This is a genomic window from Sphingomonas sp. Leaf20 (assembly GCF_001421535.1).
GTDB lineage: Bacteria > Pseudomonadota > Alphaproteobacteria > Sphingomonadales > Sphingomonadaceae > Sphingomonas.
Genome location: NZ_LMKN01000009.1, coordinates 182,613 through 207,433, shown reverse-complemented (window position 1 = coordinate 207,433; position 24,821 = coordinate 182,613). Strand labels below are relative to the sequence as shown.

The 24,821-nt window shown below is 67.2% G+C and carries 24 protein-coding genes and 2 riboswitches; of the genes, 10 read left to right on the top strand and 14 right to left on the bottom strand.

Annotated elements, in window-relative coordinates:
• Positions 1-85: 85 nt before the first annotated feature.
• Positions 86-272, bottom strand: a riboswitch (cobalamin riboswitch).
• 21 nt (positions 273-293) lie between these two features.
• Both ASE72_RS14400 and ASE72_RS14395 read right to left on the bottom strand, forming a co-directional pair.
• Entirely contained in the window at positions 294-1,079 is a 786-nt protein-coding gene (locus ASE72_RS14400; RefSeq protein ID WP_056022823.1) for an ABC transporter ATP-binding protein, read from the bottom strand.
• Positions 1,073-2,029 (bottom strand): FecCD family ABC transporter permease, encoded by a 957-nt coding sequence (locus ASE72_RS14395; RefSeq protein ID WP_056024154.1) that lies wholly within the window; start codon positions 2,027-2,029, stop codon positions 1,073-1,075. The genes ASE72_RS14400 and ASE72_RS14395 overlap by 7 nt, the downstream gene beginning before the upstream one ends.
• Before the next feature lie 105 nt (positions 2,030-2,134).
• Here ASE72_RS14395 and ASE72_RS14390 point away from each other — a divergent pair, with 105 nt between their 5' ends.
• A complete protein-coding gene (locus tag ASE72_RS14390; RefSeq protein WP_056022820.1) occupies positions 2,135-2,950 on the top strand; it encodes an ABC transporter substrate-binding protein in 816 nt (271 codons plus the stop codon).
• A 48-nt stretch (positions 2,951-2,998) separates the two neighbouring features.
• Here ASE72_RS14390 and cobO read toward each other — a convergent pair whose 3' ends face one another.
• The 9 genes from cobO to ASE72_RS14345 form a co-directional block, all read right to left on the bottom strand.
• Complete coding sequence (cobO, locus tag ASE72_RS14385; RefSeq protein ID WP_056022817.1) at positions 2,999-3,598, bottom strand: cob(I)yrinic acid a,c-diamide adenosyltransferase; 600 nt, start codon at positions 3,596-3,598, stop codon at positions 2,999-3,001.
• Complete coding sequence (locus ASE72_RS14380; RefSeq protein ID WP_056022814.1) at positions 3,598-5,556, bottom strand: TonB-dependent receptor plug domain-containing protein; 1,959 nt, start codon at positions 5,554-5,556, stop codon at positions 3,598-3,600. Before ASE72_RS14380 ends, cobO begins: the two co-directional genes overlap by 1 nt.
• A gap of 183 nt (positions 5,557-5,739) precedes the next feature.
• Positions 5,740-5,972, bottom strand: a riboswitch (cobalamin riboswitch).
• Positions 5,973-6,033: 61 nt separating this feature from the next.
• Positions 6,034-6,858: an HpcH/HpaI aldolase/citrate lyase family protein gene (locus ASE72_RS14375; RefSeq protein WP_056022811.1), complete on the bottom strand. Its 825-nt coding sequence runs from the start codon at positions 6,856-6,858 to the stop codon at positions 6,034-6,036.
• Positions 6,855-7,307: a MaoC family dehydratase gene (locus ASE72_RS14370; RefSeq protein WP_056022808.1), complete on the bottom strand. Its 453-nt coding sequence runs from the start codon at positions 7,305-7,307 to the stop codon at positions 6,855-6,857. Before ASE72_RS14370 ends, ASE72_RS14375 begins: the two co-directional genes overlap by 4 nt.
• On the bottom strand, positions 7,307-9,145 hold the full coding sequence (locus ASE72_RS14365; RefSeq protein WP_056024151.1) for an acetyl/propionyl/methylcrotonyl-CoA carboxylase subunit alpha: 1,839 nt from the start codon (positions 9,143-9,145) through the stop codon (positions 7,307-7,309). The genes ASE72_RS14370 and ASE72_RS14365 overlap by 1 nt, the downstream gene beginning before the upstream one ends.
• The gene (locus ASE72_RS14360) at positions 9,142-9,627 is read right to left on the bottom strand and encodes a nuclear transport factor 2 family protein (RefSeq protein WP_056022805.1); all 486 of its coding nucleotides are present in this window, start codon (positions 9,625-9,627) and stop codon (positions 9,142-9,144) included. Before ASE72_RS14360 ends, ASE72_RS14365 begins: the two co-directional genes overlap by 4 nt.
• Before the next feature lie 4 nt (positions 9,628-9,631).
• Entirely contained in the window at positions 9,632-11,233 is a 1,602-nt protein-coding gene (locus ASE72_RS14355; RefSeq protein WP_056022802.1) for a carboxyl transferase domain-containing protein, read from the bottom strand.
• A 31-nt stretch (positions 11,234-11,264) separates the two neighbouring features.
• A complete protein-coding gene (locus tag ASE72_RS14350) occupies positions 11,265-12,431 on the bottom strand; it encodes an isovaleryl-CoA dehydrogenase (RefSeq protein WP_327196483.1) in 1,167 nt (388 codons plus the stop codon).
• A 57-nt stretch (positions 12,432-12,488) separates the two neighbouring features.
• A complete protein-coding gene (locus ASE72_RS14345; RefSeq protein ID WP_056024144.1) occupies positions 12,489-12,926 on the bottom strand; it encodes a Rieske (2Fe-2S) protein in 438 nt (145 codons plus the stop codon).
• 120 nt (positions 12,927-13,046) lie between these two features.
• Between ASE72_RS14345 and ASE72_RS14340 the strand changes: the two genes are divergently transcribed.
• A complete protein-coding gene (locus ASE72_RS14340) occupies positions 13,047-13,574 on the top strand; it encodes a MarR family winged helix-turn-helix transcriptional regulator (RefSeq protein WP_056022799.1) in 528 nt (175 codons plus the stop codon).
• Here the strand turns inward: ASE72_RS14340 and ASE72_RS14335 are convergent.
• On the bottom strand, positions 13,529-14,428 hold the full coding sequence (locus ASE72_RS14335; RefSeq protein WP_056022796.1) for a LysR family transcriptional regulator: 900 nt from the start codon (positions 14,426-14,428) through the stop codon (positions 13,529-13,531). The two genes, ASE72_RS14340 and ASE72_RS14335, sit on opposite strands and share 46 nt — an antisense overlap.
• Before the next feature lie 95 nt (positions 14,429-14,523).
• Here ASE72_RS14335 and ASE72_RS14330 point away from each other — a divergent pair, with 95 nt between their 5' ends.
• The 8 genes from ASE72_RS14330 (at position 14,524) to ASE72_RS14295 (ending at position 22,804) form a co-directional block, all read left to right on the top strand.
• On the top strand, positions 14,524-16,644 hold the full coding sequence (locus ASE72_RS14330) for a malate synthase G (protein ID WP_056022793.1): 2,121 nt from the start codon (positions 14,524-14,526) through the stop codon (positions 16,642-16,644).
• Between the two features lie 130 nt (positions 16,645-16,774).
• Entirely contained in the window at positions 16,775-17,431 is a 657-nt protein-coding gene (gene maiA, locus ASE72_RS14325; protein WP_200916306.1) for a maleylacetoacetate isomerase, read from the top strand.
• Positions 17,432-17,593: 162 nt separating this feature from the next.
• Complete coding sequence (locus tag ASE72_RS14320) at positions 17,594-18,706, top strand: glycosyltransferase family 4 protein (RefSeq protein WP_056022790.1); 1,113 nt, start codon at positions 17,594-17,596, stop codon at positions 18,704-18,706.
• Positions 18,703-19,620 (top strand): glycosyltransferase, encoded by a 918-nt coding sequence (locus ASE72_RS14315; RefSeq protein WP_056022787.1) that lies wholly within the window; start codon positions 18,703-18,705, stop codon positions 19,618-19,620. Before ASE72_RS14320 ends, ASE72_RS14315 begins: the two co-directional genes overlap by 4 nt.
• Positions 19,617-20,711 (top strand): acyl-CoA dehydrogenase family protein, encoded by a 1,095-nt coding sequence (locus tag ASE72_RS14310; RefSeq protein WP_056022784.1) that lies wholly within the window; start codon positions 19,617-19,619, stop codon positions 20,709-20,711. Before ASE72_RS14315 ends, ASE72_RS14310 begins: the two co-directional genes overlap by 4 nt.
• Positions 20,705-21,400, top strand: a complete 696-nt coding sequence (locus tag ASE72_RS14305) for a PIG-L deacetylase family protein (RefSeq protein WP_056022781.1) — start codon at positions 20,705-20,707, stop codon at positions 21,398-21,400. The genes ASE72_RS14310 and ASE72_RS14305 overlap by 7 nt, the downstream gene beginning before the upstream one ends.
• Positions 21,384-21,962 carry a class I SAM-dependent methyltransferase gene (locus ASE72_RS14300; protein ID WP_056022778.1) on the top strand — a complete coding sequence of 193 codons (579 nt, stop codon included), beginning with the start codon at positions 21,384-21,386 and terminating at the stop codon, positions 21,960-21,962. Before ASE72_RS14305 ends, ASE72_RS14300 begins: the two co-directional genes overlap by 17 nt.
• Positions 21,959-22,804: a glycosyltransferase family 2 protein gene (locus tag ASE72_RS14295; RefSeq protein WP_056022776.1), complete on the top strand. Its 846-nt coding sequence runs from the start codon at positions 21,959-21,961 to the stop codon at positions 22,802-22,804. Before ASE72_RS14300 ends, ASE72_RS14295 begins: the two co-directional genes overlap by 4 nt.
• Here the strand turns inward: ASE72_RS14295 and ASE72_RS14290 are convergent.
• Both ASE72_RS14290 and ASE72_RS14285 read right to left on the bottom strand, forming a co-directional pair.
• On the bottom strand, positions 22,785-24,137 hold the full coding sequence (locus ASE72_RS14290) for a sensor histidine kinase (RefSeq protein ID WP_056022775.1): 1,353 nt from the start codon (positions 24,135-24,137) through the stop codon (positions 22,785-22,787). The two genes, ASE72_RS14295 and ASE72_RS14290, sit on opposite strands and share 20 nt — an antisense overlap.
• Positions 24,134-24,808, bottom strand: a complete 675-nt coding sequence (locus ASE72_RS14285; RefSeq protein ID WP_056022774.1) for a response regulator — start codon at positions 24,806-24,808, stop codon at positions 24,134-24,136. Before ASE72_RS14285 ends, ASE72_RS14290 begins: the two co-directional genes overlap by 4 nt.
• Positions 24,809-24,821 lie beyond the last annotated feature (13 nt).

The following is a 24,821-nucleotide window of genomic DNA, read 5'->3' as shown; positions in this document are numbered from 1 at the left end:
CATACGCGCCCGCGGCCTTGGACCGCAGGCTGGTTATGTCGTCGCTCGGGTTCACCCCCGTCCGCTCGGCGCACCCTGGCCGGACGAAAGACGACTGCGACGGGCAGGTCTCCTGGCTCACGGGTCACAGCCCTCCGCACCGCCTTCTCGGGACCGGGATCCCAATGGCATGATGGCACGATGGCTCGCCGCTTACAGTTGCAGGGGCAGCCGGGGTTCTCCCGTTCCCTTTTCATCCCCGTCGCCGGGGAACCTGTCGCAGCACCCCGAATAGGCGTGTCGCCGGGCGCGGGTCAATCGTGCCGTGACGTCGCGCGCGCGATGGGAACGATGAGCGGCACGTTCGCCGCCGATCCGAACCAGGCGCGGATACCATAGGTCTCGCGCAGGCGTTCGGGCGTCAGCACGGCGTCCGGCGTGCCATCCGCGACCAGCCGCCCGCGGTCGATCATCATCAACCGGTCGCAATAGCGTGCGGCAAGGCTCAGATCATGAAGCACCGCGACTACCAAGACCCCGCGCGTAGCCTGATCCCGCAGGATTTCCATCACGCGCATCTGGTGCGCAGGATCGAGCGACGCGAGCGGCTCGTCGACGATCAGCGCGGGCGCCTCGACCGCGAGCGCGCGGGCAAGCAGGACCCGGGCGCGTTCGCCGCCCGACAATTCGGTCGCCGTCCGCGTCGCGAGCGCCCTTACGTCCGCCGTCGCCATGGCCCGGTCGACCGCGGCCCGGTCTTCCGTCGTGATGCGCGACAGCGGCGCCAAATGCGGCAACCGTCCCAGCGCGACGAGCCGGTCGACACTCAATGGCCAATGCAGGCTCTGGCCCTGAGGCAGATACGCAATCGTTCGCGCGATCTGCGCCCGCGAGCGTCGGCCAAGCGGCTGTCCATCGAGCAGGATATCCCCCGTCGAGGCGACAAGCCCCAACAGCGCCTGCACCAGCGTCGACTTTCCTGCGCCGTTGGGACCGACGATACCGATCAACGCCCCGCCATCGGCGGAAAAGCTGACCTGTTCGACGACGTCCACGCCAGCGCGACGAACGACCAGACTTTTTGTGGCGAGGCTCACCATGACCGCCGCTCGCGCATCAGTTGGACGACGAACACCGGCACGCCCAGAAACGCGGTGACCACGCCGAGCTTGAGTTCGCTCGAGGTGGGGATCACGCGCACCAGGACATCGGCGAAGGTCAGCAGCGCGGCGCCACCGATCGCGGATGGCAGCAGGATCGCCGATGGCGACCGGTCGGTCAGCGGACGGATCAGGTGCGGGACGATCAGCCCGATGAACCCGATCGCGCCCGAAACCGCCACGGCACCGCCGACACCAACGGCGATCCCGACGAGTATCCGGGCACGCGTGTAGCGGAGATTGACACCGAGTGCGCGCGCGCCATCTTCTCCGAGCGTCAACGCATCGAGCGCGCGCCCGTCCCACGCCACCGACACGATCCCGACCGCGATACACGGTAGCGCGAGCATCACGTGCGTGAACGAACGATCCTCAAGCGATCCGAGCAGCCAGGTCATGATCTCCATCGCGGCAAAGGGGTTAGGCGAGAGGTTCAGGGCAAGGCTGACCCCGGCAACGGCGAGCGTTCCCACCGCGATGCCCGCAAGGATCAGCGACAGCGCACTTTCCGACCCAGCCGACAGCACGAACAACAAGCCAAGCGCGGCGAACGCCCCGATGATCGCCAGCGCCGGCAACATCGCCGGGTGTATCTCCGCGACGCCGAAGTACAGCGCGATCACCGCCCCGAGCGACGCGCCGTTCGAGGCGCCGAGAACCGATGGCTCGGCAAGCGGATTGCGCAGAAACCCTTGCAGGGCGGCACCTGACAGCCCAAGCATCGCGCCGACCGCCAGCCCGAGAATGGCGCGCGGAAGCCGCAGCTCGAGCAGGATCGCGCGCTCGATCGGGTCGCCATGTCCGATCAGCGCTTCGAAAACGCGACCCGGCGGGATCGCGGCGCTCCCGATCGCGACCGACGCCACCCCCGCCATCGCGGCAAGCAGCATCAGTCCGCCGAGCAACCGTCCGCGCGTCACGCGCCTGATCCTGACCGCGTCTGTCTCATCGTTTCCGCCTAGCGCATATGTCATCGCTGCGGCAGGACTTTGCGCATGCGCCACGTTTTCCCGCTGATCGCCCTGACGACGCTGGTATTACCGACGTCGACCGCCGCGGCGCCGACCTTGCCGCGCAGGATCGTGTCGCTCAATCTGTGCGCCGACCAGTATCTGATCGCGCTTGCCGATCCGTCGCAGATCGCGGCGCTCACGAGGTTCGCGCGCGACCCCGACATGTCCGCCGTCGCGGCTCAGGCGAAGCACATGCCGTCGAGCCGCGGCAGTGCAGAGGATGTGCTGATGCTGCGCCCCGATCTTGTCATAGCCTCGCCGTTCCGCCGCAAGACCATCGCCGATGTGCTGGGTCACCAGCGTATCGCGACGCTCGATCTTCCCCCCGCGGACAGCTACGCCGCGATCGTCGCGCAAGTCCGCCAGGTTGCGGCGGCAGTGGGACATCCCGACCGGGGCGAGAGGCTGATACGCCGGATGGACACCGCCTTGGCACGTATACCACCCGCTGTCGGCCGGGGACGCGTCGCCGCCTATTACCAGCGCCGCGGATTTCTGACGGGCAAGGGAACGTTGATCGACGATCTCATGCAGCGTCTGGGCTTGACCAACCTGGCCACGAGGCTCGACAAGCCGGCGCTATCGCAGCTGTCGCTCGAGCAGATGGCGCTCGCGCGTCCGGACTATCTGGTCGTCGAGAGCGCGACGGACCGCGTCACCGATCAGGGTACCGAGATGCTCCACCACCCCGTACTCGCACGGATCAAGCGCCTGCGCATCCCTGAGGCCTGGACGGTGTGCGGTGGCCCCGCCTATGTCCGCGCCGCCCGGAGCCTCGCAGCGCAACTGCAGGAATAGCGGCGCGGCCGGCGCTGGGACGACCATCGGGTCGCCCGCGCGGGCAGGCTAGAACTCGACCCCCGCCTGCGCCTTGACGCCGCCTCGGAACGGATGTTTGACCTGCCCCATCTCGGTCACGAGATCCGCCGCGGCGATCAGCGCGTCGGGGGCATTCCGCCCGGTCGCAACGACATGCGTCATCTCCGGACGCGCCGCAAAACCGCTGAGCACCTCGTCGAGCGGCAGATAATCGTACCGCAGGACGATGTTGATCTCGTCGGCGATGACCATCGCATAGGACGGATCGGCGATCATTCGCCGAACCTCGTCCCAGGCCTCGCGCGCGACGGCAATGTCGCGCGTCCGGTCCTGCGTATCCCAGGTGAAGCCCTCGCCCATCGGTCTGAACGCGACCAGGTCGGGGAATGCGTCGAAGATCACCTTCTCCCCCGTCGTCATCGCACCCTTGACGAACTGGACGATCCCGACCTTTCGCCCATGCCCCATCATCCGGACCGCCATGCCGAGCGCCGCCGTGGTCTTCCCCTTGCCGGGCCCGGTATGGACCATGAGCAGGCCCTTCTCGATCGTCTTGGCTGCGACGATCCTGTCTTGGACGACCTTTTTCTTGGCCATCCGCGCCTTGTGATCCGCCTCGCTGCGCATCAGAACGCCGCCTTGATGCCGGCGTAGGCACCGCGGCCCTGCCCGACATAGCTGAACACTTCTTCGTATCGCTCGTCGAACAGGTTCTCGACGCGCCCGAAGACCGATAGCGTCGGGCTCAGTTGATAGGCTGCGTTGAGATTGACCAGGACATATTCCTGGAGCGCCAGCCGGACCGGCACATAGCTCGGATCGGTATACGCATCGTCCTGCTGGCGGCCATTGTATCGCACCGTCAACGTTCCCGATGAACGCTCGTCACGACTGAACGCGGTCATGTTGACGCTGCCGATATGGCTCGGCCGGCGAATCTCGACGCTGCCGTCCTCGCGCGCACGCAGATAGGTGTAGGCAAGATCAAACCGCAGTTGCGTGATCGGCCGCGCGCTGGCGAACACCTCGACGCCTCGCTGCTTCGACCGCGTATCGCGGTTGCCGGGCGTCGCGACGAAATCCGGCTCTGGATAGGTGGTGAAGATCTCGTTCGTCAGGCGACTGTCAAAATAGGTCGCGCCGATCGTCGCGCGGTCACCCCCGAAACTCTGTTCGAGCCCGGCTTCCCAACCCTTCGACTTCTCGGGCTTGAGGTTCGGATTGCCGATATAGCGACCATCTGAATAGCCGAAGAGATCGAAATAGCCGGGGTTCTTCACCCCCGTCCCATAGGCGCCGCGAACGCGTGTCCCCGTGGCGAAGCGATAGCTTGCCTGCGCACGGTAGGTGGTGGTGTCGTCGAAGCGCGTATTCTCGTCGCGGCGGACGGAAGCGCCAATCGCCAGCGCGTCATCGATCACCACGTCATACTGGCCGACGATCCCGACATTGTCGGTATGGCGTCGTCCGGTGAATACGAACTCCGAGGGAACCGGGCTAAGCGTCTGGAATTCTTCTCGCTCTACATCGACGGCACCCGTCAGGCGGTGCTGGATCCGGTCGGTCCCGAACCGGAACGCACTTTCGAACGAGCCCTTGTACCGCCGGCCCTTGTTGCCAAAATTGAGCGCGTCGTCGACAAGTGCCCGGCGCGTCGTATCGGCGAACTGCCCGCTCAGCGCGTTCGTCCAGCGGCCGTCCGCGAGTGCCACCTCGGCGCGGACGAGCCCGTAATAAGCGTCCACCGTACTGCGGGCGCCTGGCGTGTCGACGACTGTGCCGAACTGCGGGCCACTCAACGCCGTGTCGTTGCTGTCTGCGTCTGTATGGCTGTAGCGGCCGACCGCGGTTACCTTGAGCGTATCGCCGGGCGACCAGATGAACTTGCCGGTCGCGCCGACGCTGTTTGCGCCGATGTCGCGCGACCCGCCGCGTGCGGTCGGCGTGCCGTCGGTGAGATAGGTCGAACCCGACAGCGCGTAGTCGAGGTTCCCGGAAACGCCTGCGACGCGGGCGCCGCCCGAGAATGTGCCGAACGATCCGCCCTCGGCGCGCAGCGTTGTGCCCGGCGCTTCCGCGCCGCTCAGCGTCAGATACTGGATGACGCCGCCGATCGCGTCCGATCCGTACAGCGCCGATTGCTGGCCGCGCAGCACCTCGACCCGCGCCGCCTCGTCCGCGATCAGCGTCCCGAAATCATATTCACCCTGATAGGGATCGGACACTTCGATCCCGTCGATCAGGACGAGCACATGGTTGCCCTCCGACCCGCGGATGCGCACCTGCGTCGTACCCCCGATCGCGCCCGTCCGACTGACCGCCAGGCCAGGCACGTCACGCAGCACATCGGACACGATCCGGGTTTGCCGCCGGTCGATCGCGGCGGCATCGATCACCGTCACCGACGCGCCAAGCTGGTCGACCGGCACGGCATCGCCCGAACGCGAGGCGGTGACGACGACCTCGGCACCATCAACCGCGCGCTCGGCCGCCCCTGGCGTCGCCCGATCGGCATCGGCGAACGCCGGCGATGTGGCGGACGCTGCGGTGGCGAGCGCCATCAGCGATACGAAAACTCTGGTCATGAAACGATACCCCCCGGCGTCACGAGCGACCGGCGGGGGCGTGCCGTCCGATGATTCGGACGGTCGGCGCGACGCTTGGGATGGACACCGAACAGCATCCGCCACGCGCACCGATGCGGCCCCCGCCGCATGGTTCGTCGCTCAGACGGAGTACCGTGCCGCGGTCACCCCCTGGACCAAGGCAAGAGCGACCGAGCGCCGGCAGGTCTCCTGGCTCGCGGGTCGACACCCGGTGCACGACCTTCCCGGGCCATGTGCTTGCGCTTCGGCCTAGTGGTCGTCCCCTCGTGACGAGGAGACCTGCGCACCGCGCTCACCGCTTACAGTTGCAGGGACAGCCGCGGCATTGGACGCGCGAACGTCCGCACCGCATTCCCCTTCAAGCCCCGAGGGGCACCGACGCGATCTGCGACACGGTCTTCACCGGATCGCGACGCCCCGGTAGAACAGATTTTCCGCGCCGCCAATGGGCGCGCGCTACACCCGTGCGAGGATCGCCTGCGCCTGGCGCAGATGCGGCGCATCGATCATCCGCCCGTCGAGTTGCAGCGCCCCCGCCTCCGGCGCCGCCGCGAACGCCGCGACGATCGCCTCGGCCCGCGCGACCGTCGCCGCATCGGGCGTGAAGGCCGCGTTGATCGTCGCAACCTGGGTCGGGTGGATCGCCATCATTCCCGTAAACCCATCCCGGCTTCCTCGTGCGGCATAGGCCGCCAGCCCGTCGAGATCGGCGATCGCGGGATACACCGTCTCAATCGCCGCCACACCCGCTGCATGCGCACCGAACAGCAACAGCGACCTGACCATCCGATAGGGATCGGTATAGTGACCGTCCGCCTCGCGACTCGTCGCCGCGCCGATCGCAGCCGGCAGATCCTCCGCCCCCCACGTCAATCCGCAGAGCCTGTCCGACACCGCCGCATATTCGCCAAGCGTGAATATCGCTGCCGGAATCTCGGTGGCGATCGGCAGGATGGGCGGACAGTCCGGCCCATAAGCCTCGACCAGCGCCGCGACCGTTGCCTTCCCTGCCGCCTTGGGCAGCATGATCGCATCCGCGCCGCGCGCCGCCGCGATATCGTCGCGGCGATCGTCCGCATCGAGCGGATTGATCCGGACCAGCCGAATGACACCGGCCGGCTCGCCGAGCGCTGCCCGCACCGCATCGCGCGCGAACGCCTTGCGCGACGGCGCAACAGAGTCCTCGAGATCGAGGATGATCGCATCCGTGCCGCTTGCCGCCGCCTTGCCGAACCGCTCGGGTCGGTCCGCCGGCACGAACAGCAGCGACCGCAGCCTCATGCCGGCGACCGGAGCAACAGCGCGGAGCGGAGGCATTGGCACACGATCTCGTCGCGCTGGTTGATCAGCCGGTGCATGAACGTCACGATTCCCGCATTCGGGCGCGACTTGCTGTCCTTGAGGTCGGCGACGACGGTCTCGGCGCGCATCGTATCACCGATGAAGACCGGTTGCGGATGGACCAGCTTGTCGTAACCGAGATTGGCGACGAGCGTACCGAGCGTCGTCTCGCCCACCGACAGTCCCACCATCAGCGCGAAGGTGAAGGTCCCGTTGACCAGAATTTGGCCGAACTCGCTCGCCTTGGCCGCTTCGACGTCGAGATGAAGCGGCTGCGGGTTGTGCGTCATCGTCGAGAACAGCAGATTGTCCGTCTCGGTGACGGTGCGGCGGATTTCGTGGACGATTGCGTCGCCGACCGACCATTGATCGTAATAGCGTCCGGCCATCAGGCGTCCTTCTCGATCCGCACGAGTATCGTGCCGTCGCTGACCTGCCCCCCCTCGACGGCGACGAGCTCGGCGACGACCCCGTCAAACGGGGCTGTCAGCGAATGCTCCATCTTCATCGCCTCCAGCGTCACCAGCTTCTGCCCTGACACAACGCGGTCACCCTCGACGACATCGACCGCGATGATCCGCCCCGGCATCGGCGACAGGATCGCGCCATCGGCCGCGGCCCCCTCGGCCACCCCCGATGCGCGCCAGCGTTGCAGCAGCCATGTCTGCCCGGCGTCGGAGACGAGGGCCTCGTCGGCGGGCGTACCCTCCGCGCCATATGCATCGAGATCGATCAAGATCGCCTCGTCGTCGAGCAGGAAGCGCGCAGCGCGCCTCGGCGCGGCGTTCAGACGGAAACCGGCGATCGGATCGGCCGCTACCAGCGCCCGCGCGGCCTCGATCAACGCTTCCTCGCGCGGCTGCGTCGCCGGCATCAGCGCTTCGTTTTCGCGCGCGATCAGCCCGGTATCGACCGTGCCCGCGACGAAATCGGGATGATCGAGCGCCTGAACCAGGAACCCCGCATTCGACAGCACAGGCCAGACGACGGCCCCGTCGAGCGCAGCCGCAAGCGTTTCGCGTGCGGTCGCGCGATCGGGGCCCCATGCGATGACCTTTGCGATCATCGGATCATAGAAGGGCGATATCTCCGCCCCCTGCTCGACCCCGGTATCGACGCGCGTGCCATCGCCGAGATCGAAGGCGACGAGCCTGCCGATCGATGGCAGGAAGCCCCTTGGAGGGTCCTCGGCATAGAGCCGCGCTTCCATCGCCCAGCCGTCCATCGCAAGCTCGTTCTGCCGTCGGGGCAGCGGCTCGCCGCTCGCGACGCGCAACTGCCATTCGACCAGATCCTGCCCCGTGATCTCCTCGGTTACCGGATGCTCGACCTGGAGCCGGGTATTCATCTCCATGAACCAGATCCGGTCCGCGCGCAGGCCTTCGCTCGCATCGGCGATGAATTCGATCGTCCCCGCACCGACATAGTCGACCGCCTGCGCCGCGCGGACGGCTGCGGCGCAGATCGCAGCGCGCGTCTCGGCGTCCATCCCCGGTGCCGGCGCCTCCTCGATCACCTTCTGGTGCCGGCGCTGGAGCGAGCAATCGCGTTCGAACAGGTGCACGACGTTGCCGTGCATGTCCCCGAACACCTGCACTTCGATATGCCGTGGCGAGAGAATGTATTTTTCGATCAGCACATCGCTGTTGCCGAACGACGACGACGCCTCGCGCTGGCACGAGGTCAGCGCATCGGCAAAATCGGTCGCGCTGTCGACGCGACGCATGCCCTTGCCGCCGCCGCCCGCGACCGCCTTGATGAGCACTGGATAGCCAATCGCATCCGCCTCGCGTTGGAGACGATCTGGCGCCTGATCCTCGCCAAGATATCCAGGCGTGACAGGAACGCCCGCCGCGATCATCCGCTGCTTGGCCGCGTCCTTCAGCCCCATGGCGCGAATGCTGTCGGGATGGGGACCGACCCAGACCAGCCCCGCATCGCGCACCGCCTGCGCAAAATCGGCATTCTCTGACAGGAAACCGTACCCGGGATGGATCGCATCCGCACCGCTCTCCCGCGCAGCGGCGATGATCCTCTCGCCGACCAGATAGCTTTCGCGCGCGGGGCTCGCGCCGATATGCACGGCCTCGTCTGCGTGGCGGACGTGAAGCGCGTCCCGGTCGGCATCCGAATACACCGCGATCGTGCGGATTCCCATGGCACGCGCCGTGCGGATGATCCGGCAGGCGATCTCGCCCCGGTTGGCGATCAGCAACGAGCCGATCATCGCGCCGGGCATCCGGTGGTGCGCTTCGACCAGGTGATGTTCAGAATTTTCCACCGGCCGGCCTCGCGCACGAGGTCGAAGTGATCGGTGCCGCAATGCGCGACCCTGCCGTCGACCGTGAAGATATACGGCGACCAGACCATCGCGATGTCGCCGTCGATATCGACCGCCGCGTCGGTCAGCTTTTCGGCGTAGCGCTCGGGCCCCGGTTTGAGACCGGCCGCGAACTCGGCCCAGCCGGTGCGCCGCACCGTGCGCGCGCCGTCAGGGCCCTCCTCGGCGACGGTGGCGCTGCCGTCGGCACGCACCTGCGCGAGGATCGCCTGGCCGTCGCGCGCAGCAAGCGCGGCGAACAGGCCGTTGATCGGCGCCATGACGCCGGCCTCCTCCGTCATCACGGCCGGGGGCAGACCGGTGCCCTTGACGATCGGAGCAACGGGCGTGACCTGACCCGCCGCGAGCAAGAGAGATAGCAGGATCATTCGATTACATCCTGAACACGCCGAACGCGGGGCGTTCGGGAATGGGGGCGTTGAGCGTAGCGGCTAGAGCCAGGCCGAGCACGTCGCGCGTCTGGGCCGGATCGATGATCCCGTCGTCCCAGAGCCGCGCGCTGGCGTACCAAGGATTACCCTCGTCCTCGTATTTCTGACGGATCGGCGCCTTGAACGTCTCGAGGTCTTCCGGCGTCCATGTGTCGGCGTCGCGATGCACCGTCGCCAGCACCGAGGCTGCCTGCTCGCCGCCCATCACGCTGATCCGGCTGTTCGGCCAGCTGAAAAGGAAGCGCGGCGAATAGGCGCGTCCGCACATGCCGTAATTCCCTGCGCCGAAGCTGCCGCCGATCAAGACGGTTATCTTGGGAACGGTCGCCGTGGCGACGGCGGTGACGAGCTTTGCACCATGTTTGGCAATGCCTTCCGCCTCATACTTGCCGCCGACCATGAAGCCGGAGATGTTCTGGAGGAACAACAGGGGGATCCGTCGCTGGCACGCCAGCTCGATGAAATGCGCTCCCTTTTGCGCGCTCTCGCTGAACAGAACGCCGTTATTCGCGAGGATCGCGACGGGCAGGCCGTGGATATGCGCAAAGCCGCAGACCAGCGACGTGCCGTACAGCGCCTTGAACGCGTGAAACTCGCTGCCATCGACCAGACGTGCAATGACTTCGTGGACGTCATAGGGCGCGCGGACGTCCGAAGGGACGATGCCATACAGGTCTTCCGTCGCGTATCTGGGCGCCTTTGGCGCCTGCGCATTCACCACGGCGGGAGTTTGCGGCTGCAATGTCGAGACGATGTCGCGAACCAGCGTCAACGCATGCTCGTCATCCTCGGCAACGTGATCCACGACGCCCGACCGGCGTCCATGCGTATCCGCGCCCCCCAGTTCCTCCGCGGAGATCACCTCACCCGTGGCGGCCTTGACCAGCGGCGGGCCCGCGAGGAAGATCGTCCCCTGCCCGCGGACGATGATCGTCTCGTCGGACATCGCCGGGACATAGGCGCCCCCCGCGGTGCAGCTGCCCATGACGCAGGCGATCTGCGGTATGCCCAGCGCGGACATCTGCGCCTGGTTATAGAAGATACGCCCGAAGTGATCGCGGTCCGGGAACACCTCCGCCTGATGCGGCAGGTTCGCGCCGCCACTGTCGACGAGGTAGATGCATGGAAGGCGGTTTTCCTGCGCAATCTCCTGCGCGCGGAGGTGCTTCTTCACGGTCAATGGGAAGTAGGTCCCGCCCTTTACCGTCGCGTCGTTGCACAGGATCATGCACTGGCGACCCGAGACGCGTCCGATCCCTGCGATGACACCCGCGCCCGGAACCTCGTCATCATACAGACCATAGGCTGCAAGCTGACCGATCTCGAGAAACGGCGAACCGGCATCCAGCAGCCGTTCGACACGGTCGCGGGGCAGCAGCTTGCCGCGCGCGGCATGCCGCACGCGCGATTTCGCATTTCCGCCTAGCGCCGCCCGTGCGACATCGTCGCGCAGCCGCGCCGCGAGGGCGCGATTATGCTCGGCATTCGCGCGAAAGCCATCGCTTTCGACAGACAGCCTCGTGGGCAGGACGGGACCGCTCATCGCCCGCTCCGTCCGGCAATGACCGTTCTGATCACTGCATCACCTTCGGCGCGGCGCCGATGAGCTCGCGGCCGATCAGCATCCGCCGGATCTCATTCGTACCCGCGCCGATGTCGAGCAGCTTGGCATCACGCATGAACCGCTCGACCGGCCAATCCTTGGTATAGCCCGCGCCCCCCAGCGCCTGGATCGACTCGAGCGAGACCTTTACCGCGCTCTCGCTCGCAAGCAGGATCGCGCCCGCCGCATCGAACCGCGTCGTCTTGCCCGCGTCACATGACCGCGCAACCGCATAGACATAGGCGCGCGCCGAACTCAGCGCGACGTACATGTCGGCGACCTTTGCCTGGATCAGCTGGAACTGCCCGATCGGCGTGCCGAACTGCTTGCGCTCGCGGACATAGGGAATGACCACGTCGAGGCACGCCTGCATGATGCCAAGCTGGATCCCGGCCAGCACCGCGCGCTCGTAATCGAGACCGGACATCAGCACACCGACGCCGCCATTTTCGGGGCCCATCACCGCCTCGAAAGGCACCTCGCAATCGGCGAAGACCAGCTCGGCGGTCGGCGAACCACGCATCCCCATCTTGTCGATCTTCTGGCCGATCGCAAAGCCCGGCATGTCCTTCTCGATCAGGAAGGCGGTGATGCCCTTCGATCCCTCGCCCGTCTTCGCATAGACGACGAGCGTGTCCGCGTACGCAGCGTTGGTGATCCAGAACTTCGTGCCGTTGAGGACATAGCCGCGATCCGTCTTGACGGCCTTCAGCTTCATCGAGACGACATCCGACCCTGCCCCGGCCTCGGACATGGCGAGGCTGCCGACATGCTCGCCCGAAACGAGCTTGGGCAGGTATTTCGCCTTTTGTTCGGGATTGCCCCAGCGGCGGATCTGATTGACGCACAGGTTCGAGTGCGCACCATAGCTCAGCCCGATCGATGCCGATGCACGACTGACTTCCTCGACCGCAACGACATGCTCCAGATAGCCAAGACCAAGCCCGCCAAACTCCTCCTCGACGGTGATGCCGTGAAGCCCCAGCTCACCCATGGCCGGCCACAGTTCGCGCGGGAACCAGTCGTCGGCGTCGATTTTCGCGGCGAGGGGGGCGATCTTCTCGTTTGCGAAACGCTGCGTCGTGTCGCGGATCATGTCCGCGGCTTCGCCCAGGGCGAAATCGAAATCAGGCGTCAAGAAACTCTCCTCAAAGTCATGTTTCCCGTGGCTTAGCGGGGATTGTTCGCCAATATCTCAAACGTCTTGTGCGTGCGGTTCCGGCGGTCCGCAGGTTTTGAGCACGCCGTGTACGATTTCGACCGGCCAGGCTGCAAGCGATTGCCCGATGCACGGTCCGCCGACACACCGGCCGTCCTCGATCGCAAACATCGCCGAATGCCACCCGCAGACGATCAGGTCGCCACGCGGTGTCAGATAATCGTCGAGGGCGTGCGCAAGCGGAAGGCCGGCGTGCGGGCATCGATCGACATAGCCGAACACCGCGTCGCCGCGCCTGACGACGAAACCGTGGAATCGCCCCGCGCGCATCTGCACCACATAACCGCGCGCAGCACCCGGCAGGACCGCATCGACCGGCCCGAGAGCGATGCCTGCCGGCGTCGCGAACAGCCGGTCCGAGGCGGGAACGACAGCGCCCGCGTCGTCGGGTGTGTCAATGTCAGTGTCGGACATGGTCATGCACAAAGGGTGATCGTAGCGCCGCCCAAGGCATGAGGCAGCCTCTCCATTTAGTATCGTTGGATACCAACTGTCCGTTTGCGCCAACCGTGTCAACCGCTACTATCCGCGATCATGCCAACGCCGCTCCCCCAATCAGGTCCCGCGGACCCGACGTCTGTCCGCCCCCTGCTGCTCGACGATTTCATTCCGTTCCGGCTTTCGTTCACATCGAACCTCGTCAGCGACACGATTGCGCGAAGCTATGAAGCGCTGTTCGGCCTCTCGATCCCCGAATGGCGGCTGATCGCGGTCGTCGCGGAAACGGGCGGCATCACGCAGGCCGAGATCGGTCACCGCACGCGGATGGACAAGGTCACCGTCAGCCGCGCCGCGATCGCGCTGGTCGAACGCGGGCTGCTCGAACGGAGCGCCAATGCGGCGGACCGGCGATCGCACCTGCTGATGCTGAGCGACGCAGGACGGACGCTGTATGCAGCGATCGCGCCCAAGGCGCAGGATCTCGAAGCGCGCATATTCGCGCAGTTCGACCCGGCAGAGGTCGCGGCGTTCACGGCCATGCTGCGACGGATCGATGCGGTCACCGCCGCGCTCGATCAGCCCCCCCAGGGCGGCGTCGGTAGCCACAACCCGCGCAGATAGCCGAGCAACGCATGGACCGCGGTCGGCGCGACACGCGCATGGACCGCGTAGATGCCGACATCCGCGCTGCCCTCGAACGCCGGCAGAACACGGACCAGCCGCCCCGACGCGAGATCGCCGCTGACGTCCCAGAGCGAGCGCAGCGCGATACCCACGCCGGCCACCGTGAGTTCGCGCACCACCTCGCTCGAGTTCGTCCGGACATGGCTTTCACCATCGATCGTGAGATCGCCGCGCGGTCCGGCGAGCCGCCACGGCAATTGTCCCCGCGCCGCCAGCAGCCGGTGGCCTTCCAGCGCCGCCACCGTCCCCGGCGTTCCCGCCGCCTCCAGATACGCTGGCGCGGCACACAGAACGCGACGACTGTCGGATAGGCGATGCGCGACAAACCCCGGCGTGGCGACGCCTGGCTCGGCCGAGGGCGCGATCCTGATCGCGAGATCGACACCGTCGCCGAGCAGATCGGAAAACCCGTCCGACAGATCGAGGTCGAGGGCAACGTTCGGATGCGCGTCGAGAAACGGTTTCAGACGCGGCGCCAGGTGCAGACGCCCGAACGACGTCGGCGCGCTGACTCGCAACGGACCGGTCGGGCCGGCACCGTCCTCCATGATCCGCGCTTCTGCCGCACGGATCGCAGCGACGACCGCGACCATGTCGGTATGATAGAGTGCGCCGCGCGCCGTCAGTTCAAGCCGACGCGTCGTCCGGTTGAGCAGACGCACGCCCAGTCGGGTCTCGAGCCGCGCGATCCGCTTCGATACCATCGCGGGCGACACGCCGCGCCCGCGCGCCGCCCCGCTCAGGCTTCCCGCCGCGACGACCTCGACGAACAAGGCAGTATCGGGGTCCATTGTTTCTCCCGGCGATCGACAGTTTCAACAATCGATCGTCTACCGAACAGACGGCCGTTCGTATAGACGGGGCGCCATCGTTAGGAGAGAGATTGATGGACAGCACGGCGCAGGCGATGATCGACAAGGCTGGGCTGCGCGTGGCCGAACGCCTCGCGCAGTTCCTCGAGACTCAGGCATTGCCCGGGACCGGCATCGATCCCGCAAACTTCTGGCGTGGGGTTGCCGCGATCTACGCGCGCTTCGCGCCCGAGAACCGCGCGCTGCTTGCCCGCCGCGACGAACTTCAGGCGAAGATCGACGCATGGTACGCGGCGCGGGGGGGGCAGTCGCAGGATCCGGCGGCGCAGCAGATGTTCCTGCGCGAGATCGGCTATCTCGTCCCCGAACCCGAACCCTTCGAGGCCACGTCGACGCGTGTCGATGCCGAGGTCGCCACGCTCGCCGGACCGCAGCTCGTCGTGCCGATCCTCAATGCCCGGTTCGTCCTCAACGCGGCCAACGCGCGCTGGGGCAGTTTGTACGACGCGCTCTACGGCACCGATGCGATTCCCGGCACGCCCGATGGCGGGGGATATGATGCGGTGCGCGGCGCAAAGGTCATCGACTGGGCCAAGGCCTTCCTCGACGATCATGTCCCGCTCGCCGATGGGTCGTGGCGCGATTGGGACGGCGACCAGCCTGCACTTGCCGATCCCTCACAGTTGCTGGGCCAGGCCGGGCGCAATTTCCTGCTTCGCCACAATGGCCTGCACATCGAACTTGTCATCGATCCCGATCACCCGATCGGTCGCGGCGACCCGGCTGGTCTTGCCGACGTGCTCCTCGAGTCCGCGCTCACGACGATCGTCGACCTCGAGGACTCGGTCGCAGCCGTCGATGCCGACGACAAGATCGCCGCCTATGCCAACTGGCTGGGCCTGATGAAGGGCGACCTGTCCGCCAGCTTTGCCAAGAACGGGCAAACGCTGACGCGCACGCTCGAGGCGGACCGGCGATACGCGGCGACCGATGGATCGGAGATCGTCCTGCCGGGGCGAAGCCTGTTGTTCGTTCGCAACGTCGGCCATCTGATGACCACGCCGGCGGTCCTGCTCGCCGACGGCACCGAGGCGCCGGAGGGTATCCTCGACGGCATCGTCACCGCGCTGATCGCGATACACGACCTGAAAGCCACCGGTCCGGTACGGAACAGCCGCGAGGGCTCGATCTATATCGTCAAGCCCAAGATGCATGGCCCCGACGAAGCGGCGTTTACCAACCGGCTGTTCGACGCGATCGAGGACCTGCTCGGGCTCGACCGCCATACGATAAAGGTCGGCGTGATGGACGAGGAACGCCGCACGTCGGCCAATCTGGCGGCCTGCATCCACGCGGTGAAGGACCGTATCGTCTTCATCAACACCGGCTTCCTCGATCGCACGGGTGACGAGATGCACACCGCGATGCGCGCCGGCGCGATGATCCGAAAGGGCGAGATGAAGACCAGCGCCTGGATCACGGCGTATGAGAACCGCAACGTCCAGATCGGGCTGGCCTGTGGCCTGAGCGGCCGTGCGCAGATCGGCAAGGGAATGTGGGCGGCGCCCGACCGAATGGCGGACATGCTCGACCAGAAGATCGCGCACCCACGCACCGGCGCAAACACCGCCTGGGTGCCCTCCCCGACCGCTGCGACGCTCCACGCGACGCATTACCATGCTGTCGACGTCTTCGCGCGCCAGGCCGAGCGACGGGACGAGCCCGTCGCGCCGCTTGATGCACTGCTGTCGATCCCGCTCGCCGAGGGACACAATTGGTCGCCAAGCGAAATCCGCGACGAGCTCGACAACAACGCGCAGGGGATACTCGGTTATGTCGTGCGCTGGATCGATCAGGGCGTCGGCTGCTCGAAGGTCCCTGATATTCACGATATCGGGTTGATGGAGGACCGCGCGACGTTGCGGATCAGCGCGCAGCACATGGCCAACTGGCTGCTCCACGGGGTCGCCTCGGCGCACGAGATCGACGCCGCGTTCGCCCGCATGGCGGTCAAGGTCGATGCGCAGAATGCACACGATCCGCTTTACCGCGCGCTTGCGGGTAACGCGGGCACCAGCCTCGCCTACCAGGCCGCGCGCGCGCTCGTGTTCGAGGGCGTCGACCAGCCGAACGGCTATACCGAGCCGCTGCTTCACCGGTTCCGTCTGCTGGCAAAGCAGGATGGTAGCAATTGACACCATCCCGGCCGGGGCGCAGCGTTGCCGCAGACGTCCCGGCAAACGGCGCGTCGCGGGCAGCGGCGATCGCAAAGCTGCCCCGCATCTCTCGCGAGGTCGATGAAATCGTGCTGACGACTGCTCCACTATGCCGGCCCGCAATCGCATGATCCTGCACGGCTATTGGCGGTCGACGACGTCGTATCGCGTTCGCATCGCACTCAACCTGAAGGGCATCGCGTTTCAGCAGCATACGCACGACCTTCGGACGGGCGCGCACCATGACGAGGGCTACCGCGCGGTCAACCCACAGGGCCTCGTCCCCGCGCTCGATATCGGCGGCACGATCCTGACGCAGTCGCCCGCGATCCTCGAATGGCTCGAGGCGACCTACCCCGATCCGCCGCTGTTACCGGAGGCGGCGGTCGATGCGGCGCTCGTCCGCGCGATGGCGGCGACGATCGGGTGCGACATCCACCCGGTCAACAACCTGCGCATCCTCGAGACGCTGCGCACGACGCTGAAGGCGACGCCCGATGACGTCACGCACTGGATCGGGCGCTGGATCCATGAGGGGTTTGCCGCGCTGGAATCGATGATCGCGCGCCATGGCCGGGGTTTCGCGTTCGGCCCGACGCTCACGCTCGCGGATTGCTACCTCGTCCCGCAAGTCTATTCCGCCGAACGGTTCAAGGTCGACCTGGCGCCTTACCCGCGCCTGCTTGCCGCGGCCGAACGGGCGCGCGAACATCCGGCATTCGTCGCGGCGCATCCCGATCGACAGCCCGATAGCGACCCGACCTGATCACCCGAAGACTATCCGTCGGTAGTCTTGATCCACATCACTTCGAAATCGCTTGATTTGGATCATCAAGAACGTGTCGTGTCACGCGAGACTTATTTCGTCCGAACGCGTTTCCACTCGCAGAGCCGACGGAGATCGGAGAAACGTCGATAAGGGGCCTGAATGCGCATTGCGATTATTGCCCATCTCAAACATGCGATCCGCGAGCCATTTGCCGGTGGGCTTGAAATGCATACGCACCTGCTTGCGACGTCGCTGAAAAAACGCGGGCATGCGGTCACGGTCTTCGCATCGATGCAGTCCGACCCTGCACTCGGTCTCGAGGCGATCTGCGACGAGACGTCGTTGCTGGAGACGGGCACCGCAGAGGCGAACGACGTCACCTTCTTTCGCGAGCATCACGCGTATCTCCGCCTGATGAGCATGCTTCGCTCGCGACGTTTCGACGTGATCCACAACAACTCGCTCCATTATCTGCCCGTGTCGATGGCGGAGACGCTCGAGACGCCGATGGTGACGACGCTCCACACGCCGCCCTTCTGCTGGCTCGAAAGCGGGATCCGGTTATGCAAGGCGCCGAACATGCGGTTCGTCGCGGTATCCGACAGCATCCGGGCGATGTGGGGTCACGTCACCGCGATCGACCGGACGATCGCCAACGGCATCGATCTCGATTGCTTCCCCTTCCAGCCCGCACCCGCTCCTGACCCGTATCTGATCTGGTATGGCCGGATCGTCCCCGAGAAGGGGCTTCACATGGCGATCGACGCAGCCCGGCTCGCGGGGCACGCATTGAGGATCGCCGGGCCGATCTCGGATCCCGCCTATTTCGATGCCGAGATTGCGCCCCGCCTCGGGACTGACGTGACGCATGTCGGGCATCTCGACCATGCCGCGCTGGCGGACCTGGTCGGCGGCGCGCGGGCATTCCTGTGCACGCCGCGCTGGGAAGAGCCTTACGGGCTCGTCGTCGCGGAGGCGCTCGCCTGCGGCACGCCAGTTGCGGCGTTCGCCCGTGGCGCGATTCCCGCGCTTCTCGATGAGACTTGCGGGACACTGGCCCCGGGCGACGACGTCGCGGCACTGGCCAAGGCCGTGACCCGCGCCGTCACGCTCGACCGTGGCGCATGCCGTCGCCGTGCCGAGGCGATCTGCGATGCCGACGTGATGATCGACCAGTACGAAGCGCTCTATGCCGACATGACCCGGTCGCGGCCGGCATCGCGCAGCAGGATGCGCCGGTCCGACCCGGTGTCGCTCGCGGGTGCCGCGTGACCGCACCACGCTTCTGCATCTGTATCCCCGCGCGCGACGAAGCCGAGCGGCTGCCGGTCCTGCTCGACGCGCTCGCTGCGCAGGACGTCGTCGGCCGCGTCCCGGTCGCGTTGTGCATCAACAACAGCACCGACGAGAGCCTCTCCGTCGCGACGCAGCGCCAGGCACGCTGGGCTGGCCGGCTCGACATGGTGATCACGTCGCATGATCTTCCGCCTGCCGACGCGCATGCCGGCATGGCGCGAAGGCTGGCGATGGACGCCGGATTGGCGCGCGTCGATTCCGTCGACGGTGTGCTGATCTCGACCGACGCCGATACGCGGCCGCCGCCGGACTGGATCGGAAACGCTCTCCGAGCGATCGACTGCGGACTGGACATGGTCGGTGGCCGGATCGTGCTCGACGAGGAGGAGCGCGTGGCGGCCGACGTCGTGGCGATGCGCACCAAGCTCGATCGCTACTGGAGTTGCGTCCGTGCGATCGAGGAAGAGATCGACCCGTGCCCCTGGGACCCCGCCCCTCGTCACGGCGACCACACGGGGGCAAGCCTCGCAATCACCGCCGCGCTGTATCGGGCCGCTGGCGGAGTGCCCATACTCCCCTCGGGCGAAGACCGTGCGCTGGTCGAGAACGCGATCGCAGCGGGAGGACGTCTAGGTCATCCCATGAACGTCTGGACACGCGCGTCGGCGCGCACGTCGGGCCGCGCGGCCGGGGGAATGGCCGACTATATGCGTGACCTGGAGGACCGCCTGATCCGGGACGAGCCGACGCTCCTGCCCTCGTTCGACCAGTGGCGGACGCGCGCCGAGTGGCGGCGTACGGCCCGGCAAGTCCAGGTCGGGGAGCGCGTTCCGGATGAACGCGATCTCCCGCCGATGATCTGCGACATGCCGTTGGCGCTCGACCGTTGAGCCGCAGTGATCCCACTGACGCCCAAGCGCCGGATCTTGCGCGGACGCTCGCGACCTTGGGCGCGCGGTACGACGCCGATCCCTGCTTCCCGCGGGACAGCATGGCGGCGCTGGTCGACCATGGCCATCACCGTCGCTTCGCACCGCGCGCCCTCGGCGGACAGGCCAACGCCCAACCGCGCGCGCTTCTGGACGCGCTGCGCGAAGTCGGTCGCGGCGATCTGAGTGTTGGGCGGTTGTTCGAAGGCCATGTCAACGCGCTCGCGCTGTTCGACTGGTACGCCGGTCCCGATCAGCTCGAATGGCTCGCAAGCGAACTCGACCGCGGTGCGTGGTTTGGCGTCTGGGCGACCGAGCCCGTGCCGGGCGTGGCGATCGTCGACGGTGCCGATGGCCCCGCGCTGACCGGATCAAAGCATTTCGCGAGCGGCGCAGGCGGTATCGATTACGCGATCGTCACCGCGCGGCCCGCGTCGGGCCACCGACCGATCGTCGTCATCCCGGCCAACGACCCCGACCGGACCGACCTGTCGGGATGGCGCGTGCGCGGGATGCGCGCGAGCAGCAGCGGACGGTACGACTGTTCGGGCTACCCGGCCGGTCCATCGCACATCCTCGGCGCACCCGGTGACTATGACCGCGAGCCCCGTTTCACCGCGGGCGCATGGCGGTTCCTGGCGGTGCAGCTGGGTGGCATCGAGGGATTGCTGATCGAGGTCCGGCGCGCGCTGTCGGACACGGCACGCGGCGACCCCGTCCAGCGCGCGCGCTTTGCCGACGCCGTGGCCGCCACGCGCACCGCGTATCTCTGGGTCCGCGAGGCCGCCGGCCGCGCCGCGCGGGAGGATGCCGATGCGCCCGTCTTCGTTCAGATGTCTCGGGGCATCGTCGAACGTGCAGCACTCGACGTGATGGAAGCGGCCGCGCGTCTGCTCGGCACGCGCAGCGCGTTCGACGGCGAGCGCGCCGACAAGATCATTCGCGATCTGAGCCTTTATCTGCGACAGGCGGGGCCGGACTATGCGCGCGACCAGGCGGCGCTCGGGTGGCTCGACCGCGATGTCTGGGGCGATGGCGACCGATTGTGGTGACGCAGGCGACGCCGCTCGCGCAAAGTCCGTGGCGCGATGCGAGATGGCTCGTCCTTGCGCCGCATGCCGATGACGAGACGCTTGGCACCGGTGCGCTGATTGCCGACACAGCGTCACGCGATCGGCTGGCGGGGGTCGTCTTCCTGACCGACGGATCCGGCTCGCACGCCTGCGAAACGCGCGCCGAGAGGACCGCGCTGGTTCGTCGCCGACGACACGAAGCGGCGCGCGCGCTGTCGCGCCTGACCGCGCACGCGAATGTCCAGCCGGCATTCCTCGACTGGCGCGACGCGCATCCCTATCCGCCGCACTCAGCTGACTTCGCGCGGTCGGTACGCCGGATCGCGGCGATACTGCGCCATCAGCGGATCGATGCGATCGCCACCACTGCCGCAGGCGAACCACACTGCGACCACGCGGCGTGCTTCACGCTCGCGGTCCACGCAGCACGCGCGGCCCGACGACCCGTGTCGATCTTCGAATATGCCGTCTGGGGTGAGCGCCCCGCAGCGACGCGTGTCGTGCGCACCCGGTCGATGCCGCCCGCCATTCGCACGGCCGCACTGCGCGCGCATCGTAGCCAGCTGACGGGGCTGATGGGCGAAGGATTCCGCCTGCCCCGCGCGCAGCAGCGCATGCCTGCCACCGACCTGCTCTATCTGGTGAGACCCGATGCGACCCGACCATAGCCTCAACGCGCGCTATTTCGACGACGTGTTCGCCTCGACCGATGATCCCTGGTCACTCGCATCGAGCCGCTATGAAGCAGCAAAGTTCGATACGAGCATCGCGGCGATCGACGATCGGCGCTACGCGGCGTGCCTCGAAATAGGCTGCGCGCACGGTGTCTTCACGCAGCGGCTGGCGCAGCACTGCGACACCGTCACGGCCGTCGACATCAGCCAGCGTGCAGTCGACCTTGCCCGTGTGCGGAACGCGGCGTCTTCCAACGTTCTCGTCGAGCGGCTGGCCTTCCCCGCCGACGTGCCTGCGGGCCGGTTCGACCTCATCGTGTTGTCCGAGGTCGTCTATTACTGGAGCGATGACGATATCGCGCGCGCCGCCAAGGCGATCCGTCGCGTTGCCGCTCCCGATTGTCGGCTGCTGCTGGTGCACTGGACCGGCGAGACCGACTATCCTCAGACCGGCGATGCGGCCGTCAACAAACTCGATGCCGCGCTAGGGTCGGCCATCGTCGAATGCGCCGACCGCCACGCTGAATTCCGGCTCGACCTGTGGCGGCTTGCATGACCGGTGTCTCGGTCCTCACGCTCGTCAAGAACCGCGAGCCGCACCTAGCTCAGCTGATCGAAGGCCTGCGTCGCAGCGAAAAACAGCCGGCCGAGCTGATCATCGTCGACATGAGCGATACGCCGGTCCCGCAACCCGAAGCCGACTTCCCGGTCATCGTCCACCGCCTCGAAACGACCGCATTGCCGCTCGCCGCCGCCCGCAACCTCGCCGCGCGTGATGCCACCGCACCACATCTCGTCTTCCTCGACGTCGATTGCATTCCCCTGTCGCGCTGCATCGGGCGGCTGAGCGAGACGCTCGACAGCGAAGACGCGCTGCTGTGCGCCGATGTCCGGTATCTCGGCGCCGACGACGCACGCACGACCTGGGACGACGCTGCACTGCTCGATCGCGGAACCCGACACCCGGTCCGCGATTTCCCCGATGCGGGCTTGCGCCGCGAGACCAATCCGGGCCTGTTCTGGTCGCTCGCCTTCGCGATCCGCCGCACCCGCTTCACCGCGCTGGGCGGTTTCGACGAGGCGTTCACCGGCTATGGCGCGGAGGATACAGATTTCGGGTTCCGCGCCGACCGCGCAGACACGCCGCTGCTGTTCGTCGGCGGCGCGATCGCCTGCCATCAGCATCACGAGAGCTTCGAGCCCCCCGTCCAACACCTCGACGACGTCGTCCGCAATGCGGCGCTGTTTCGCCAGCGCTGGGGGTGGTGGCCGATGCAGGGCTGGCTCGATGCCTTTGCGGCGATGGGCCTGATCAGCCAAAGCGAGGATGGCATCCGCATTCGTCGCCGCCCCAACGCCAGCGACAGGGCAATCGCCGCTACCGCGCACCCGCGATAGGCAACGTCACCGTCGCGGCCAGTCCCCCGCCCGGTGCCTCCTCCAGGACCAGCGCGCCACCGTGAAGGACCGCCAGCTCGCGGGCGATCGCAAGTCCGAAGCCATGTCCGTCATCGCGCTCGTCGAGCCGTACGCCGGGCGCCGTCGCGCGCGCGCGATCCTCTGCCGCGATCCCCGGGCCGTCGTCGACGACACGCAGCCGGATCCGACCCCCGTCGATCGCACCCTCCGCGGTGGCATCGATACGCACGGCGGACACCGCATGCCGCATCGCATTGTCGATCAGGTTACCCGCGAGCTCGTCGAGATCGGCGGCATCGACCGCGACCATCAAGCCCGGCTGCACCGTCCGGGTGATCGCGACCGCGCGGCCAGCGTGGAGCCGCATGATCGTGGACGCCAGATCGGCAAGCGCAGGCTCCAGAGCCGTCGATGCGCGCCGGTCGACCGCGGCACTGCGCGCCCGCGCGAGGTGATGCCGGATCGTCGCATCGATCCGTGCAACCTGCGCCGCGGCCGCGGCATCGTCGCGGACGGCGAGCGCAAGCGTTGCCACCGGCGTCTTCAGCGCATGCGCGAGATTGGCTGCCGACGCGCGGGCCGTCGCCAGCGCGGTCGACGTGTCGCGTGCCAGCGCGTTGAGCTCCTGCGCGAGCGGCCGCAGTTCCTCCGGCTGGTTTTCGGACACGCCGTCAGCACCCCGCCGCATCGCCGCCACCCCGTCGCGCAACGCCCGCAACGGGCGCAACCCGATCCGCAATTGCAATGCCGTCGCGATGCCCAGCAGCACGCCGAGGATCGCGAGCGTCGCCAGTAACGGCAGGATCGCCGCGCGGATCGGCCGCGCCACGACGTCACGCGGCGCAGCCGCGGTAAGTGTCACCGGCCCGGCGCTCGTCGTCAACGTGATCTGACGCGCGTGCAGCCCGGTCCCGCGCGCCTGCACGGCGTCGAGCGGATACGGGCGACCGGGCTCATCGAGCGGCGGTCGCTCGCCATGCGGCCCCCCGCGAAGCGGAGGCCTGCGGTCGAGATCGGCAAGGACGTCCGACCCGATCGTGCCCGTCGGCGCGACGATCTGCCATCGCCACTCGGGACCGGCATCCAGCAATCCGCGCAGCCGCGTCAGTTTCGCGCGGTCGATACGACCATCGGCGCCGACCGCGCCCGCCAGCAACGACAATTCCGCGTCGAGCCGCTGGTCGAGCCCCTGCGTGACGAAGCGTTGCAACACGCCAGCGATCGCCGCGCCCGCGACCGCCAGTGCGACCAGCGTCGCGAGGACGGACAGCGCGAGCATCCGGCCATGGATCGATCGCGGGATCAACCTCATGCCGCACTCGGCGTCGGCGACGCGAGACGGTAGCCACGGCCTCGCACCGTATCGATCAAACTCGCGCCGATCTTCTTGCGAAGCCGCCCGATGATCACCTCGAGGCTGTTCGAGTCGACATCCGCATCGCCCTCATACACGCGTTCGGCCAGCGCGAGCCGCTCGATCACCACGTCCCTGGACAACATCAGCGCGGACAGCACGCGCCATTCGAGCGCGGTCAGTTTCAGCGGCAGGCCGTCGAGCTCGAACTGGCCCGTCTGCGTCTCGAATGCGAGCGGCCCACATTCGAGCCGCGTTGCTGCATGGCCTGCGGATCGCCGGACCAGCGCGCGCAACCGCATCACGAGCTCCTCGACACGGAACGGCTTGGTCAGGAAGTCGTCGGCACCCGCCTTGAACCCGGCGACCTTGTCCGACCAGCCATCGCGCGCGGTCAGGATCAAGACCGGCAGGTCGCGCCCCGCCGCGCGCCAGTCGCGCAGGATCGCGATGCCGTCCCGACCCGGCAATCCCAGATCGAGAACCGCCGCGTCATAGGTCTCGGTATCACCCAGATGGCCCGCGTCGACGCCGTCCGCGGCAAGATCGACCGCGCAATTCTCCCCGCGCAACGCCTTGGCGATGGCGGGGCCAAGATCCGGATCGTCCTCGACGAGCAATATACGCATGACGACCTCGCTA